The 17,087-nt window shown below is 30.4% G+C and carries 13 protein-coding genes; 7 read left to right on the top strand and 6 right to left on the bottom strand.

Annotated elements, in window-relative coordinates:
* The first annotated feature begins 13 nt into the window (after positions 1-13).
* The 7 genes from SSABA_RS00835 (at position 14) to SSABA_RS05145 (ending at position 10,412) form a co-directional block, all read left to right on the top strand.
* Positions 14-1,813 carry a dicarboxylate/amino acid:cation symporter gene (locus SSABA_RS00835; RefSeq protein ID WP_025250702.1) on the top strand — a complete coding sequence of 600 codons (1,800 nt, stop codon included), beginning with the start codon at positions 14-16 and terminating at the stop codon, positions 1,811-1,813.
* A 179-nt stretch (positions 1,814-1,992) separates the two neighbouring features.
* Positions 1,993-3,435 (top strand): pyruvate kinase, encoded by a 1,443-nt coding sequence (gene pyk, locus SSABA_RS00840; RefSeq protein WP_025250703.1) that lies wholly within the window; start codon positions 1,993-1,995, stop codon positions 3,433-3,435.
* A 238-nt stretch (positions 3,436-3,673) separates the two neighbouring features.
* Positions 3,674-5,611, top strand: coding sequence for a threonine--tRNA ligase (gene thrS / locus SSABA_RS00845; RefSeq protein WP_025250704.1), 1,938 nt, complete (start codon positions 3,674-3,676; stop codon positions 5,609-5,611).
* Positions 5,612-5,730: 119 nt separating this feature from the next.
* Positions 5,731-6,924 carry a formate/nitrite transporter family protein gene (locus SSABA_RS00850; protein ID WP_025250705.1) on the top strand — a complete coding sequence of 398 codons (1,194 nt, stop codon included), beginning with the start codon at positions 5,731-5,733 and terminating at the stop codon, positions 6,922-6,924.
* Positions 6,925-6,936: 12 nt separating this feature from the next.
* Positions 6,937-8,232: a formate/nitrite transporter family protein gene (locus SSABA_RS00855; protein ID WP_025250706.1), complete on the top strand. Its 1,296-nt coding sequence runs from the start codon at positions 6,937-6,939 to the stop codon at positions 8,230-8,232.
* Between the two features lie 159 nt (positions 8,233-8,391).
* Positions 8,392-10,224: an ABC transporter ATP-binding protein gene (locus SSABA_RS00860; protein WP_025250707.1), complete on the top strand. Its 1,833-nt coding sequence runs from the start codon at positions 8,392-8,394 to the stop codon at positions 10,222-10,224.
* 50 nt (positions 10,225-10,274) lie between these two features.
* The gene (locus tag SSABA_RS05145) at positions 10,275-10,412 is read left to right on the top strand and encodes a hypothetical protein (protein ID WP_158500001.1); all 138 of its coding nucleotides are present in this window, start codon (positions 10,275-10,277) and stop codon (positions 10,410-10,412) included.
* Between the two features lie 61 nt (positions 10,413-10,473).
* Here SSABA_RS05145 and SSABA_RS00865 read toward each other — a convergent pair whose 3' ends face one another.
* The 6 genes from SSABA_RS00865 to SSABA_RS00890 form a co-directional block, all read right to left on the bottom strand.
* Positions 10,474-11,370, bottom strand: a complete 897-nt coding sequence (locus SSABA_RS00865; RefSeq protein WP_025250708.1) for a lipoprotein — start codon at positions 11,368-11,370, stop codon at positions 10,474-10,476.
* 204 nt (positions 11,371-11,574) lie between these two features.
* The gene (locus SSABA_RS00870) at positions 11,575-12,498 is read right to left on the bottom strand and encodes a lipoprotein (protein ID WP_025250709.1); all 924 of its coding nucleotides are present in this window, start codon (positions 12,496-12,498) and stop codon (positions 11,575-11,577) included.
* Positions 12,499-12,725: 227 nt separating this feature from the next.
* Positions 12,726-13,634, bottom strand: coding sequence for a lipoprotein (locus SSABA_RS00875; protein ID WP_025250710.1), 909 nt, complete (start codon positions 13,632-13,634; stop codon positions 12,726-12,728).
* A 221-nt stretch (positions 13,635-13,855) separates the two neighbouring features.
* The gene (locus tag SSABA_RS00880) at positions 13,856-14,761 is read right to left on the bottom strand and encodes a lipoprotein (protein WP_025250711.1); all 906 of its coding nucleotides are present in this window, start codon (positions 14,759-14,761) and stop codon (positions 13,856-13,858) included.
* A gap of 224 nt (positions 14,762-14,985) precedes the next feature.
* Entirely contained in the window at positions 14,986-15,894 is a 909-nt protein-coding gene (locus SSABA_RS00885; RefSeq protein WP_025250712.1) for a lipoprotein, read from the bottom strand.
* A 227-nt stretch (positions 15,895-16,121) separates the two neighbouring features.
* On the bottom strand, positions 16,122-17,030 hold the full coding sequence (locus SSABA_RS00890) for a lipoprotein (RefSeq protein WP_025250713.1): 909 nt from the start codon (positions 17,028-17,030) through the stop codon (positions 16,122-16,124).
* Positions 17,031-17,087: the final 57 nt, after the last annotated feature.

Raw genomic sequence — 17,087 nt, forward strand, 5'->3', positions numbered from 1 at the left:
GGAGAAATTCTAAGTGATTAATTTACTAGCCGGTGCGCAAAAAGAAAATAACTTGTTAAGAGACTTTTTGGCAATTAGCACATGGCAATCATTTGTATCAATTTTATTATTATTTTCAATCATTATTGGTTTTTGATTTTTTCTAAAATACATTAAAATAAAATTCGTTTACCGTGTTTTAATTGGTTTGGGAATTGGATTAGTGTTTGGGATTGTTGTCCAATCAATTATTGGCTTTCCTGGTGGTAGCTGATTTACTTCGGGCAGTGGTGGGTGATGAGCCCAAACCGATGCGGGAAACTGAATGAATCTAAACAATTACTTCTATTTGGGAGATAAAATTGGTGATCTTGAACAAGTTTCAGGTTCAAGGTTATTCCTTTGAAACCAAATCACCTCAGATGCTGCTGGTGAAAATTTTGTCTTCAAGGACGCAACAGGATATGCTAGTGCGGTATGAAAAAACGAAATTCTTTGAGTTAATGAATTATCAATTTGAGCATCGTTGTTCAAACAAGTGTTTATTAATGGAATTTTAATGTTAACAATTCCGGTGGTATTTTTGGCAATCTTTAGAGTAACCTCAAAACCAAAAGTGAAAGGTTTAGGCCGCATTACTTTAAAAGGGGTTGGAATTTTACTACTTAATGTAACAATTGCTTTTGCAATCACTTTTTGAATTGGTTACGCTCTAAAAGTTGGAAAAGGTCTTGAGTTAGATCAACAAGCTCAAGGAACTGGATCGGCTGTCACCAAACCAATTCCCCAAATTATTTGGGAATATGTTCCAAGTAATTTTGTGGCAGCATTTACAACAGGATTAATAATTCCAGTTATGGTAATTTCTGCTCTAATGGGAACAAGTGTGAAAGTATTATCAAAACGCCAACCCGAAAAAATGACTAATCTACGTAAAGCAATGGACACAGGTTGAGATGTAATTATGTCAATGTTAATGACATTTATGAAAATTATGCCAATTGCAGTGATATCAATGATATTAACCTCAATTACTACAAGACCAATTGGAGCTTTAAAATCAATTGGTTTAGTTTTAGGAATTGGATACTTATCAATTCTAATCATGATGGTTTTAATGACATTATCGGTTATGGCCTTTGGGGTTAAAATCGGACCATGATGAAAATCAGCATGAAAACCACTAGTTCAAGGATTTGCAACCCAATCAAGTAATGCAACTTTACCGATCTCAATTTCAACTTTAAAAGATGAAATGAAGGTAAATGATAATGTTGTCGGAGTTGTAGCTCCACTATCAACTAGTATGGGACTTGTAGCTTGTGCTGGGGTCCAAGCTGGATTGGTAACCAGCCTACTTTACACTGGAAGCGACAATGTTGCTGCAAATTATAGTCTGGTTGCGTTCTTTTTAATGGCGTGATTTACAACAGTTATTGCTTCATTGGGAATTGCTGGTGTTCCAGGAACTTCTTCAGTGGTAACAGCTGGAGTATTGGGTGGCCTAGGATTTGGTGCTTATTATGCTTCTGTTTATGCAATTATTGGAGCCCTTGACGGATTATTTGATATGGGAAGAACCGGAGCCAATGTAATTGGGGGAATTCAAGCCAATACAATTGTTGCGGCTAGCGAAGGTGAATTTGCACCCGATTCCCCATTATTTAGCAAGGCAAGGATGAACAAGTTGCAAGAACGTCATCGAAAAATTATTGAAAAAGACGATCTCAAAGAAGAAAAATTAAAAAATCAGGTTCTAAAACGCAAGGCAAGTATTGAGTTAAAAGCTGAGGCAAAAAAGCAAAAAGACGCTCTTAAACACAAGGAAGAATAGTGCTTTCAACCAAGGATTATTAAAAAATTTTAATAGTTTTTAAGATTTCAAATAAAAGCGACCATTACAGTTTGTAATGGTCGCTTTTTGTTTAATATCAAACTGATATTTTCGCTTTTTTTATGACTTTTTTATTAAATTTAGTTATAATCAAAATGAAAAAGAATTAGGAGATAAAAATGAAAATTCACGATTTAAGTAACAAAATTAAACGTACCAAAATTATTACAACAATTGGTCCAAGTACTCATTCAAAAGAGAACTTGTTTAAACTTTATGAAGTAGGGATGAACACAATTCGTTTAAACTTCTCACACGCTGACTTTACAGAGCACGGAGAAAGAATTGAATGAATCAAAACTTTACGTAAAGAAATTAAAAAACCAATTTCAATATTATTGGATACCAAAGGTCCTGAAATCCGTATCGGAAAAATGAAAGATGGTAAACAAGAAATTAAAGCCGGAAGCGAAGTAAAAATCTTTACAAATCCAGCTGACTTTGGTAAAAAAGAATGTTCAGCAACTGAATTGCAAATGTCATATGACATGAGTAAAGATGTAAAAGTTGGAGATACAGTTTTAGTTGATGATGGAAAATTAACAATGTATGTAACAGCAGTTGATACTAAAAAAATGGAAGTAATGGCAAAAGCATTTAACCACCACTTAGTAAAAACTAACAAACGTGTTAACTTACCAGGAATTGATTTCACTTTACCATTTTTAGCTGAAAAAGACTACAATGACATTAAATTTGGAATTCAACAAGGTGTTGATTATATTGCAGCAAGTTTTGTTAATACTGCTGACAACGTTCATGAAATTCGCAAAATCTTAAAAGATAACAAAGCTGAACACATTCAAATTATTTCAAAAATTGAATCTCAAATTGGAATTGATAATATTGATGAAATTATTGATGCTGGAGACGGAATTATGGTTGCTCGTGGAGATTTAGGACTAGAAATTCCTTACTACGAAGTTCCATATTGAGAAAAACAAATTATTCGTAAATGTCGTGAAAAAGGAAAAATTGTTATTGTTGCTACTCAAATGCTAGAATCAATGACAGATAACCCAGCTCCAACTCGTGCTGAGGTTACTGATGTTTACTGAGCTACAGAATTAGGATCGGATGCAACTATGTTATCTGGGGAATCAGCCAATGGTGATTACCCATTTATTACAGTTGACACAATGGCAACCATTAATAAACGTGCTGAAGTTGAGTTTTATGGAAAATTATACTATGAAAAACAACTTGAAAACGCTCGTAAAAACACTTCAGGTCCAAGAGCAAAAATCGCTGATAAATTAGCTGAAAAAGCTAAATCAGGAGCTTACGAATTTGCAATTGTTTTATCAAAAACTGGAGAATTATTGAAAACTATTTCAAAATTCCGTCCAAATGTTACTATTCTTGGAGTTAGTGAAGATGCAAAACTGTATACTGCTTTTGGAATTTGACACTCAATCTTTATGAATCACACAAACAACATTGATAAAATTCATGCTGATGAAAAAGCATTAGCAGAAATCGCTAAATCATGAGGCGCTAAAATTGGTGAAAAAGTTTTAGTTGTTCGTAATGAAGATATTAAAGAAATAATTGTAAAATAAAACTAAATATTTTAATTTCTAAAGGGACAAGATTTTTTCAAGGTTCATTTGCAGAGAGCTAGTGGTTGGTGCGAACTAGTTGAACCTAATTTAATTACTACCTTTTGTTAGGAAATTACGCTAACGCGATAAAATTAAATTAAGATACAAATTATTTAATTTGTAAATTGAGGATGGTACCGCAGCAATGCTCCTTTTATAGGGGCATTTTTTTATTTGCAAATAAAGGAGAAAATATATGAAAATTACATTATTAGATGGTTCAATTCGAGAATTTAGTGAACCTAAATCAGTTAAAGAAATTGCAACTTCAATTGCAACAAGCTTAGGTAAAAAAGCTGTTGGGGGAATTGTTGATGAATACAAAATTGTTCCAAGTGATGCGGTCATTTACTTTGATTGTCAATTAGAAATTATAACAGAACGTCATGAACAGTATTTGAATGTCATCAACCATACAGCTGCTTTGGTCACAGCGCTAGCAATTAAAGAGCTTCACCCCAAAGTAAATATTGCTGAAATTTTTATTGAAGATGATGATGAATTTGCTCTAACTTTTAATTTAGAACCTCGCTTGAAAATTGATTCACTTGCAGAAATTACAAAGCAAGCAGAAAAAATCATTAAGGAAAATATCACCATTGAAGTTGAAACCATTGAACCCAAAGACTTTAAAAAAGTTGCCCATGACAACCCCTTGTTAGAAGAATTAATGAAAGTAAATTTATGTGCCAACGGAAACGCACTTTTATTCAAAATTAAAGATTTATATATTATCAGTAAGTTCGCGGCTCTAACTAGCACAGGAGAATTGAAAATTGCTGAAAGTCAACAACTTTCAGGTAGTTACTTCTTAGGGAGCGAAAAAAATAAAATGCTACAAAGAATAAATGGGATGGGGGGAGTTAAAGCTGAAGATTTTAAAACAAGAGTTGCTAAAAAAGAAGAACGTAAAGCAAATGACCACCGAAAAATTGGTAAGGATTTAGAAATTTTTCACTTAGACCAATTAATCGGTCAAGGACTTCCGATTTGACTTCCAAATGGAACCATTTTAAAACAAGAAATTAAAAAGTATTTAATGGAAAAAGAATGGGAGTATGATTTTGTACAGATTGAAACCCCAGTTATTGGTTCAAGTGAACTTTACAAAACTTCAGGACACTGAGATCATTATCGCGATGATATGTTTGCTCCCATGACAATGGGAAACGAAGAACTGGTCTTAAAACCAATGAGTTGTCCACACCACGTTTCAGTATATCGTCAACAACCTCGTAGTTATCGTGATTTGCCAATTCGTTATGCAGAACACGCCTTACAACATCGCTATGAATCTTCGGGTAGTTTAACTGGTTTAGAACGTGTAAGAGCAATGGAATTAACAGATTCACATATTTTTGTCCGCCCAGATCAATTAAAAAGCGAATTTAAAAGATGTTTTAACTTAATTACTGAAGTTTTAAGAACTTTTGATATTCAAATTGATTACTTATCATTATCGCTTCGCGATCCCAAAGATAAGGAAAAATACTTCCCCGATGACAATATGTGAAATAAAGCTGAAGCCGAATTAGAAGATACTTTAAAAGAGTTAAACCTGGTTTACAAAACTATGATTGGTGAAGCCGCTTTTTATGGTCCTAAGCTAGATATTCAAATTCGTACCGCATTAAATCACGAAATCACTGTTTCCACCTTGCAATTAGACTTTCTATTGCCAGAAAAATTTGATTTAAATTATATTAACCCAATAAATGAAGAAGAGCGACCAATTATGATTCACCGTGGACTAATTGGAACTTATGAGCGTTTTATCTCGGTTTTACTAGAACAAACCAAAGGGGTTTTGCCGCTTTGATGTTCTCCCAAACAAATTAAAATCATTCCCGTAAACATTGAAAATGACTTACAATATTGTGAAGAATTAAAAGATCTTTTTAAAAAAGAGTACCTGAGAACAGAAATTGATTTACGTGACGAACGCTTAAATTATAAAATCCGCGATGCTCAAATAAATAAAATTCCATTTCAACTAGTTATTGGAAAAAATGAAGCCCAAAACAAAACTGTTACTTATCGTCGATATGGAAGCGAAGAACAAATAACAGTCAGTGTTGCAGATTTCTTAAAATTAGTTAAACAAGAAATTGTTACAAAAGGAATAATAGTTTAGTTTTTTATAAAAATAGTGATTAAAAGTAATTGCTATTTTTTTATTTTTTGCTTAAATATTAAAAAAAAAATTATCAATATATGATAATATATTAAAAGTTATTTTTAAAGGAGCAATTTATGATTAAAGATGAAGATATTGCCTATATCTCAAAGCTAAATGAAACAATTCATGATTTAGAGCAAATTGACTATTCGGCATTGAATGTTTCTCATGGATTTCAAACCGATGGTTTTTTAGGTGGATTTACAGCAGTAATTAAAAAAATTAAATACGCCTTACATTTACAATTTTTATTAGGTGTCCTTGGAGGAATTATCGCTGCTTCAGCTTATGTGGCTGTTGTTTACAGTACTAAAGGAATGCCAAGCAGCTTAGGGTGATTAAAAACTATTCTGTCAGGACTAATTTTTCCGGGAGGAATTATTATGATCACCTTTTTGGGAGGATCGTTATTCACCTCTCATAGTATGGCGACATTACCAGTAATGTTAAATGCTGTGGATAAGAAACCATTTTTTAAAGCGTTATTTGTTACTTTATTAGGAAATATGACAGGGGCCTTGATTGTTCCAATTATTTTTATGGGAACCGGCGCTTTTAAGGATGAAGCATTTTATAATGCAATGACTTCAACAATCACCCATAAAATGTTCCAAATGGGAGATGTCCTAGAAGAGTCAGTTCACAGTGGCTTGAACACTGCTCCAGAATTAAAATTATGAATTATTGCCATTGTTTCATCACTATTTTCTGGAATTTTATGTAATTTTTTAGTATCAACAACATTACCAATCACGTTCTCTTCTAAATACCCAATGGCATCTGTTGCTGTTATGTTTTTTAGTTTAAGCTTTTTTGTAATCTCAGGTTATAATCACGGTCCAGCAAACTTCTTCTTTTTTTGAAGTTGGATTGTAATGTACATTCAACACCCAGCTGGGGTTGAGATGTTCCCCTGATGAGGCCCATTAGCTTTTCTAGTAGTTAATGTTATTCCAGCTTTATTTGGAAACTGATTGGGTGGAGGGTTGATTATGCCATTAATCCTTTACTCAAATAATAAAGATTTAACACAATTATTAGTTAAAAAGGTAATTTTAGAGCGCGCCCAAGTTGCTTTAAAAGAGGTTAATGGAGAAGTTTTTATGACTTCAACAGGAGCTGCTATTGATACACAATTTTTAGAAGATATTAAAAAAGAGCGCGATCGCAAAGCTCTAGAAAAAGAGAATGAAATTTTAAAAGAAATCACCAAAAAAGAAATTCGCAAAAAGGAATTAGAAGAACCTGATTCTGATAGAAATAGTTAGGAGAAGAGAAAAATGCCAGATAATAAAAAATTAGCAAAGTTAAAAGCTAAATACGAAAAACAAATCGCTGCTTATCAAAATGTTGATTACTCTTCGCTTGATGTTTCTCACGGTTTTGCCACAGATGGAGTTCTTGGGGGATTTCGTGAAGTTGTTACTAAAATTCGTTATACTTTTGGACTACAATTTCTATTAGGAATTTTGGGAGGTTTATTATTCTCAATTGCAGTTGTTGCAGGAATTTATGCCACCAAAGCAGTTGGTGATACTGAAGCCCAAGCAAGTCGTCTGTGAATCAGAACAATGATTATGGGAATGATTATTCCTGGAGGAGTTATTTTAATGACTTTTTTAGGAGGGACCCTATTTACAAGACACTGTTTTGCAACTCTGCCAACAATGCTTGGGGTAACAAAAAAGCGTATTCTTTTCAAGGGAATGGCAGCGGTTTTATTTGGTAACTTCATTGGTTCGTTAATTTTAGGAGTCATTTTTGTGGGAACAGGAGCTTATAAAGACAACCAGTTTACCACACGACTATTGGAAATAGCAAACCAAAACCTTTTTACAGTTGGAGATAAAATTTTTCCCCAGTTTTCAGCAACAGGAGATTTAAATTACTCAGGTATTGGTGGGGGAATTTGAGTGCAAACAATTTTTGCCTCACTAATTTCAGGATTTTTATGTGGGATTTTAGCTTCAGGAACTGGAGTTGTGACTCACGCTGATAAAAATCCACTTGTTGGAATTGTTGTAACATTCTTCTGTGTTCTGTATTATGTTTTATCAAATTACAGTCATGGACCAAGTAACATGTTTTACTTCTGAAGTCTTCTTTTTATGAAATGATCTCACCCTGAAACTTTAACAATTTTTAATGAATTAGGACCAGCAGTTCAAAATCTAAGTTCTGGGGGTGGGCAACTGGCTCCAGGAATGATAGAAATTACCGATTGAAGTGGAGTTGGCCTTAATTTCTCAATGGTTTTCTTTGCTTGTGCCTTGCTTCCTTCAATTGTGGGAAACTGAATCGGGGGAGGAATTGTAATGCCAGGAGTTTACTATGTTAACAATCGTGAGTATGTTCAATTGCTAGCTGGTAAAATGAAATTAGAAAATTCTCAAGAACAACTTCGTGAAATTATTGCAATGACCCAAGGACCAGTTAACCAAGGACTTCCAACTTTGGAGTCAACCAATACTCTCAATGAGCCCAAACTTAATAAGGACTTTGAAAGTAAATTTGAGGTTGAAGAGGTCTTTTTGAAAACTAAAAAGCCTAAAAAGCCTAAAAAATCAGAAAAATAATTTTGATAACCAGTTTAAATTTTTTAACAAAAGTTAGAATAATTTAGACGGTTTTTTTATTTGTAAATTTTTTATTATTTGTTTTTATATTTGTAATTTTATTGTTATTCATTTAGAATATTTAAAGTGAATGTTTATAGAAAATAAGGTGATTTTTAAATGGCAAAGTTTGTAAACGACAAAGCCTTTTCCTATCAAAAATTTAAAGGTTTTTTAAAACCAATTTTTGCTAGTGTTAAAAAAAGCCCATGATTATTTTCTTTCATTGTCTTATCGGTTGCCATGGATGCAATAGCCTTTTCTTTTATTCCTAAGTTCTTGCAACTAATGATTGAAAAAGTTCTCTTAAGTGCTCGGGAAAGTGCCCAACCAGGAACTGTTGACTTGTCACAGAATTTATTTGGTCATATTATCACGGTTGACTGAACTGTTTGACTGTGGGTCATTTTAGGGATTTTCTTATTTATGGTTGCTTGTGAGTATTTTGGAAACTACACCTCATCACTGTTTGCCAAACGGATTGAAATTGATTTAAGAATAGAATGTTTAGAGCGACTAGTTAAACAAGATATAAGTTATTACTACGATCACCAACTTGGTTTAATCATGTCGCGAGTAATTGGTGATACTGAGGGAGTTGGTTTAGGGTTAAATGATTTTATCTTGAATGCAGTTTATTTAGTGGCAATGTATGTGACCACAAGTGCGTTGATGCTAACAATGGATATACCAATTGCACTAATTGCAATTTCTTATACAATGCTAGTATTTATTGCAACTTGAATTATTTTTATATATTATCGTCGAGCAATTTTAGTTTCTGTGGATATTCGTCAAAAAATTGATACTGAAATAACTGATCGGTTAATGAATGTTCGACTAATCAAGTCAAGTGGAACCGAAGAATATGAAACTCAACGCTCAATTGAAAACCACGAGCCCTATAATAAAGCTGCAAATCGGGTAATAAAATTACAAACCACGTTGCAAATGTTTAATGGTTTTGCTGTAGCGATTTTATCAAGTTTAATGGTGATTTCAGCATTTTTACTTTATCATTCAGACCCTGACAAAGTAATTAATTTAATAGTTGGATTTACAACTTCAATTTTTGCTTTAGCAGCCCCAATTGCTTATGCAACAATGACCTTTAGAGGAGCAACAAAGGCAGCCAATTGTGCAATGCGATTATCAGATATTTTACAACCAATACCCCTAATTATTCCCGACCCACAAGGAATAAAAATTGCCAAAATTGATGAAATTAAATTTGAAAATCTAGGCTTTGCTTATCCAAGTAAACCAGAAAACCAGATTCTTCCCAATATTGATTTTACTTTTGAAAAAAATAAAAGTTATGCTTTTGTTGGGGAAACTGGTGTTGGAAAGTCAACCTTTGCTCAGTTGTTATTGCGTTTCTATGACCCAACAACAGGAAGAATTACAATTAATGGGATTGATTTAAAAGAACTTGATTTACCAGATTACCTTTCAAAAGTTGGTTATGTTGAACAAGATCCTCAAATTTTATATGGTGATATCTACTATAACGTTGGTTATGGAATTGAAAATGTGACCAATGCTCAAATTGAAGAAGCTTGTAAAAAAGCCCAATTACACAATTATGTTGAAACCTTGCCAGAAAAATATCATACAATTTTAGGAGAACATGGACTAATGTTTTCTGGAGGTCAAAAGCAACGTTTAGTAATTGCACGACTATTTTTAAAAGACCCCCAGTTGCTAATTTTAGATGAGGCAACAAGTGCACTAGATAATATTGTTGAACATGAAATTCAAGAAGAATTAGAAAAATTAATGAAAAACCGGACAAGTGTGACAATTGCCCATAAACTAAGTACAATTCGCAATGTTGATCAAATCATTGTCCTTGATAAAGTGAAGGGGATTGCTCAGGTGGGAACCTTTGAAGATTTAAAAACGACCCAAGGGCGTTTTAGAAAACTTTACTTAGCAGGATTAATGGAATAATTATTTACAAAAAAACCAGCAATTAAAATTGCTGGTTTTTTTGTAACCTAATGGTTAAAATTAATAAAACAATTGATAGCATCATGGAACCAATGGAATTATTAAATAAAATGGTTGAAGATCATTATGATGAAAAAGGAAAATTAACATCTAAAATAAAACTACAAACTAGTTTTTTGCTGTTGTAGTTTTATTTTAGATGATTAAATTCATTTTGTGAATTTAATCAAATTTTTATATATAATTAATTTACCATTCTTCGTGTTTATAAAATCCTCATGTTGCTGAAAAATCAGCCTTAGTTTTATTTGTATTTTTAAATTGTGCTTCTCCGCTTACTTCGACAAAATATAATTCTTCTGTTTCATATTGCAACAATTTTATATCATTTACCTTTGAATCAAAACGGTATTCTTCATATATTGGAGTTCTCGAGCTACTCATGAAAATAGGATTTGAATTTTCGTTGATTCCTTTTTCGATTTCATTACGAGCCTCAGGTAAATCATTTTTTGCCAATAAAATTGAGACTTCGTAGAATTCACCAAAACCTCCATTTACTCAATGAAATTTGTGATTTTTAGGTGAGTTTACTCCCCCTAATCAATAATTTAAAAAAAACTCATAATTTTTTTCGCTAATGTTATTTTGTTTTATTGAATTTGTTTGTTCGAATACAAATTCAAAATCTTCGAATACATACCTCACATCAGTTTTTGTATTTTTAATTGATATTTTATCATATTTAAAAACATATTTTTTTCCGCTTACTAAATATTTTTCATTTTTAAATTTATTATTGATATCAGCTCGATTTATTTCAAGACCTACATCATAAAAACAATCAGTTTCCAGTTCCAATGTTTTTTCCATTTCTTTAATAATAGTTTCTCGCATTAGAGAATTTAGAAAATCCATTGTTGGTAACTTACTTTTTATTTCTTCATCCCTTGGCTCATCAATAAAGATAAATTCTCCCTCATAGCTGAATGTTTTATTTTCGGTAAAAAATTTTTCTACATTTTCTTCGTTGAATTCTAGTTTTTCTTCTGGTCTAGGATTAATTGGACCCCCACAGGATACCACACTAATTGTTGAAGTAGTTAAAAGTGACAAAGAACCGATCATACTTAGTAATTTTTTCATTTTTTTCTCCTTTAAATTTATTATATTTACATAATTTATAATATCATTTTTATTTAATATATACTATTAATGAAAAATTTAAAATTAATATTTGTGATTTGTGGATAGGGTAGATTAATTTGGATAATATAGGCTTAGAAAAGGCGCTTTATAAGATTCTATTCTGAAAAATAAAAAATTTTCAATCTTCTATGATTGAAAATTTTAGTGTGAATGTCCTGATTTATTGACTAACTCTTTTTTTCAAAATCCCCAATTTCCTGAAAAATTAGCTTTTTGACCATTATTAATATTGGGAAATGTTGCAACCCCGCTAATATTTGCAAAAACTAATTTTTCACTTTTATTGGGTAATAATTTGACATTTTCTATTTCAACTGTAAAACGGTATTTTTCAAAAATTGGAGTTCTGACATATCCCATTCAATTACTGTTCGAAAGCTCCTCAATACCAGATTTAATTTCTTTTTTAGAATCATCTAACGAACCATTTTCCAAAGTATCTGCAACTTCATGAAAGCTAGCATCATTAGCCTTTGCTCAGTTAAATCTCTCACTGGGCTCTGAGTTTATTCCTCCAAGTCAATAACTAAACAAATTTTCAATCTCTTTTTCTTCGACCTTGTCGCTAATTATTTCATTTGTTTGCTTAAAATTAAATTTAAACTCATTAAAAACCATTTTTTCATCGGTGGTAGTATTTTCTATTAAAACTTCATCAAAAGTAAAAACGTAATTTTTATCATATTTTGGATACTTGTCAGGGCCTAATGATTTTTTTAAACTTGGTGTTCCTAATATTGATACAACTTGAATAAAATCATTAGTATTTAAATCAATATTTTTAGACATTTCTTTAATTATCGTTTTTACGAATAGACATTCAATTATATTGGTTGTTGAACTAAATACATCAAAATCTTCATTATCCATTTCTCAAGGATCACTTATAAAAATAAAATCACCTTCATAAGTGAATTCCTTATTTTCTTCAAAAAAATTTGTCACATTTTCTTTGTTAAACTCGAGTTTTTCCTCGGGTTTTACTCGTTCTTGACAAGCTACAACACTAATTGTTGAACTTGTTAATAAAGATATTGAACCAACTATACTTAATATTTTTTTCATTTTTCTCTCCTTTTATAAAATATTTATTTAATATAAAATAATGTTATCACTTTTATTTAATATATACTAAAATTGATAAACTTAAAATTAGTAATTGTGATTTATGGATAGGGCAGATTAATTTGGATAATATAGGCTTAGGAAGGGCGCTTTATAAGATTCTATTCTGAAAAATAAAAAATTTTCAATCATTAATGATTGAAAATTTTTAATGTAAACATTATGATTTATTGGTTGACTCTTTTTTTTCAAAATCCTCAATTTCCTGAAAAATTAGCTTTTTGACCATTATTAATATTGGGAAATGTTGCAACCCCGCTAATATTTGCAAAAACGAATTTAGTACTCTTGTTTGGTAATGATTTGACATCTTCTATTTCTACTGTAAATCGATATTCTTCAAAAACCGGAGTTCTAGAATTTCCTTCTACTATTTTTCTGTTTGAAAGTTTCTCAATACCGGATTTAATTTCTTTTTTAGAATTCTCCATCGAACCATTTTCTAAAGTATCTGCAACTTCATGGAAACTAGCATCATTACCCCTTGCTCAGTTAAATCTATCGTTAGGTTCTGTGTTTATTCCTCCAAGCCAAAAATTAAATAAATTTTTTATCTCTTCTCCCCCAACCTTATCACTAATTATTTCATTTGTTTGCCTAAAATTAAATTTAAAGTCATAAAAAACCATTCTTTCATTGGTGGCAGTATTTTCTATTAAAACTTCATCAAAAATAAAAGTATAACTTTTATCATAGCTTGGGTACTTATCAGTGCCTAATGATTTTTTTAAATTTGGTGTTCCTAATGTTGAGTCAACTCAAATAAAATCCTTGGTTCCTAAATCAATAGTCTTAGACATTTCCCAGACTATTTTTTTTATAAATAGACATTCAATTATATCGTTAGTTGAATTAAATACATTAAAATCTTCAGTACCCAACCCTTTTGGATCACTTATAAAAATAAAATCACCTTCGTAAGTGAATTCCTTATTTTCTTCAAAAAAATTACTCACATTTTCTTCGTTAAACTCTAGTTTTTCCTCTGGTTTTACTAGTTCTTGACAAGCCACAACACTAATTGTTGAAGCTATAAGCATAGATGTTGAACCCAGTATACTTAATATCTTTTTCATTTTTCTCTCCTTTTATAAAATATTTATTTAATATAAAATAATGTTATCACTTTTATTTAATATATACTATTAATGATAAATTCTAAATTATTATTTGTGACTCGTAAATAGGGTAGACAAATTTGGATAATATGGGTTTAAGAAAGGTGCTTTATCAGGTTTTATTCTAAAAAAAATTTTCAATCAATTATGATTGAAAATCCCTAATATTAACATTTTTATTACTGGCTAACTCTCTTTTTTACAAATCCCCAATTGCCTGAAAAATTAGCTTTTTGACCATTATTAATATTGGGAAATGTTGCAACCCCGCTTATATTTGCAAAAACTAATTTTTCACTTTTATTGGGCAATAATTTGACATCTTCTATTTCTACAGTAAATCTGTATTTTTCAAAAACCGGAGTTTTAATCCCTCCCATTCTATAACCATTTGAAAGTTCTTCAATACCAGATTTAATTTTATTTTTAGAATCATCTAAAAAACCATTTTCCAAAGTTTCCGCAATTCCACTAAAACTGCAATCATTAGCTAATGTCCAGTTAAATCTATCATCAGGTTCTGAGTTTATTCCCCCAAGTCAATAACTAAACAAATTTTTAATCTCTTCTTCTCCAACCTTATCACTAATTATTTCATTCGTTTGCCTAAAATTAAATGTAAAGTCCTTGAAAATCATTTTTTCATTAGTGGTAGTATTTTCTATTAAAACTTCATCAAAAGCAAAAACATAACTTTTATCATAGTTTGGATACTTATCGTCACCTAAAGATTTTTTTAAATTTGATGTTCACAAATTTGATTGAATCAGAATAAAATCATCTTTTTCAGGATTAATAGTTTTAGACATTTCTTTAATAACGGTTCTTATAAATAAGTATTCAATAATTTCAGCAGTTGAGACAATTACATCAAAATCTTCATTATCTACTTCTTCTGGATCACTTATAAAAATAAAATCCCCTTCATAAGTGAACTCCTTATTTTCTTCAAAAAAATTATTCACATTTTCTTCGTTAAACTCGAGTTTTTCCTCGGGTTTTACTCGTTCTTGACAAGCCACAACACTAATTGTTGAAGCTATAAGCAAAGATATTGAACCGAGTATACTTAATATTTTTTTCATTTCTCTCTCCTTTTATAAAATATTTATTTAATATAAAATAATGTTATCACTTTTATTTAATATATACTATTAATGAAAAATTTAGAATTATTATTTGTGACTCGTAAATAGGGTAGATTAATTTGGAGAATTTAGGTTTAAAAGGTTCTTTATTTTATTTATTCTGAAAAATAAAAAATTTTCAATCATAAATGATTGAAAATATTTAATGTAAACATTCTGCTTTATTGACTAACTCTTTTTTTTCAAAATCCCCAATTTCCTGAAAAATTAGCTTTTTGACCATTATTAATATTGGGAAATGTCGCAACCCCGCTAATATTTGCAAAAAGCAATTTTTCACTTTTATTGGGTAATAATTTAATATCTTCTATTTCTACAGTAAATCGATATTTTTCAAAAATTGGAGTTCTAGAAGTCTTACCCATTCTATCTCCATCGGAAAGCTCCTCAATACCAGATTTAATTTCTTTTTTAGAATCACCTAACGAACCATTTTCCAAAGTATCTGCAACTTCATGAAAGCTAGCATCATTAGCCTTTGCTCAGTTAAATCTCTCACTGGGCTCTGAGTTTATTCCTCCAAGTCAATAACTAAACAAATTTTCAATCTCTTTTTCTTCGACCTTGTCGCTAATTATTTCATTTGTTTGCTTAAAATTAAATTTAAAGTCATTAAAAACCATTTTTTCATCGGTGGCAGTATTTTCTATTAAAACTTCATCAAAAGTAAAAACGTAATTCTTATCATATTTTGGATACTTGTCATTACCTAATGATTTTTTTAAACTTGGTGTTCCTAATATTGATACAACTTGAATAAAATCATTAGTATTTAAATCAATAGTCTTGGACATTTCCCAAACTATTTTTTTTACAAATAGACTCTCAATTATATCAGTAGTAGAATTAAACACATTAAAATCTGCGTTATCTATCCCCTCTGGATCGCTTATAAAAATAAAATCCCCTTCGTAAGTGAATTCCTTATTTTCTTCAAAAAAATTTGTCACATTTTCTTCGTTAAACTCGAGTTTTTCCTCTGGTTTTTCTGGTTCTTGACAAGCCACAACACTAATTGTTGAACTTGTTAATAAAGATATTGAACCAACTATACTTAACATTTTTTTCATTTTTTTCTCCTCTTATAATATATTTATTTAATATAAAATAATGTTATCACTTTTATTTAATATATACTAAAATTGATAAACTTAAAATTAGTAATTGTGATTTATGGATAGGGTAGATTAATTTGGATAATATAGGCTTAGAAAGGGCGCTTTATAAGATTCTATTCTGAAAAATAAAAAATTTTCAATCATCAGTGATTGAAAATCCTTAATATTAACATTATGATTTATTTGCTAACTCTTTTTTTTCAAAATGCTCAATTTCCCGAAAAATTAGCTTTTTGACCATTATTAATATTGGGAAATGTTGCAACCCCGTTAATATTTGCAAAAACCAATTTTTCACTTTTATTGGGTAACAATTTCACATCTTCTATTTCTACTGTAAATCGGTATTTTTCAAAAATTGGAGTTCCAGAATATCCTTCTATTATTTCTCTGTTTGAAAGTTTTTCTATACCAGATTTAATTTCTTTTTTAGAATCATCTAACGAACCATTTTCCAAAGTATCTGCAACTTCATGGAAACTCCCATTACCACCCTTTGCCCAGTTAAATCTATCATTAGGTTCTGAGTTTATTCCTCCAAGTCAATAATTAAATAAATTTTCAATTTCTTTTTCTTCGACCTTGTCACTAATTATTTCATTTGTTTGCCTAAAATTAAATTTAAAGTCATTAAAAACCATTCTTTCATTGGTGGCAGTATTTTCTATTAAAACTTCATCAAAAATAAAAGTATAACTTTTATCATAGCTTGGGTACTTATCAGTGCCTAATGATTTTTTTAAATTTGGTGTTCCTAATATTGATTCAACTCAAATAAAATCCTGGGTTCCTAAATCAATAGTCTTTGACATTTCCCTAACTACTGTTTTTAAGAATAGAGATTCAATTATATCTGTAGTAGAATTAAACACATTAAAATCTGCATTATCTATTCCTTCTGGATCACTTATAAAAATAAAATCCCCTTCGTAATTGAATTCCTTATTTTCTTCAAAAAAATTACTCACGTTTTCTTTGTTAAACTCAAGTTTTTCCTCTGGTTTCACTGGTTCTTGACAAGACACAACACTAATTGTTGAACTTGTTAATAAAGATATTGAACCAAGTATACTTAATATTTTTTTCATTTTTTTCACCTCTTATAATATAGTTATTTAATATAAAATAATATTATCACTTTTATT

The sequence above is a fragment of the Spiroplasma sabaudiense Ar-1343 genome (assembly GCF_000565215.1).
GTDB classification, from domain to species: Bacteria; Bacillota_I; Bacilli_A; order Mycoplasmatales; family Mycoplasmataceae; genus Spiroplasma_B; species Spiroplasma_B sabaudiense.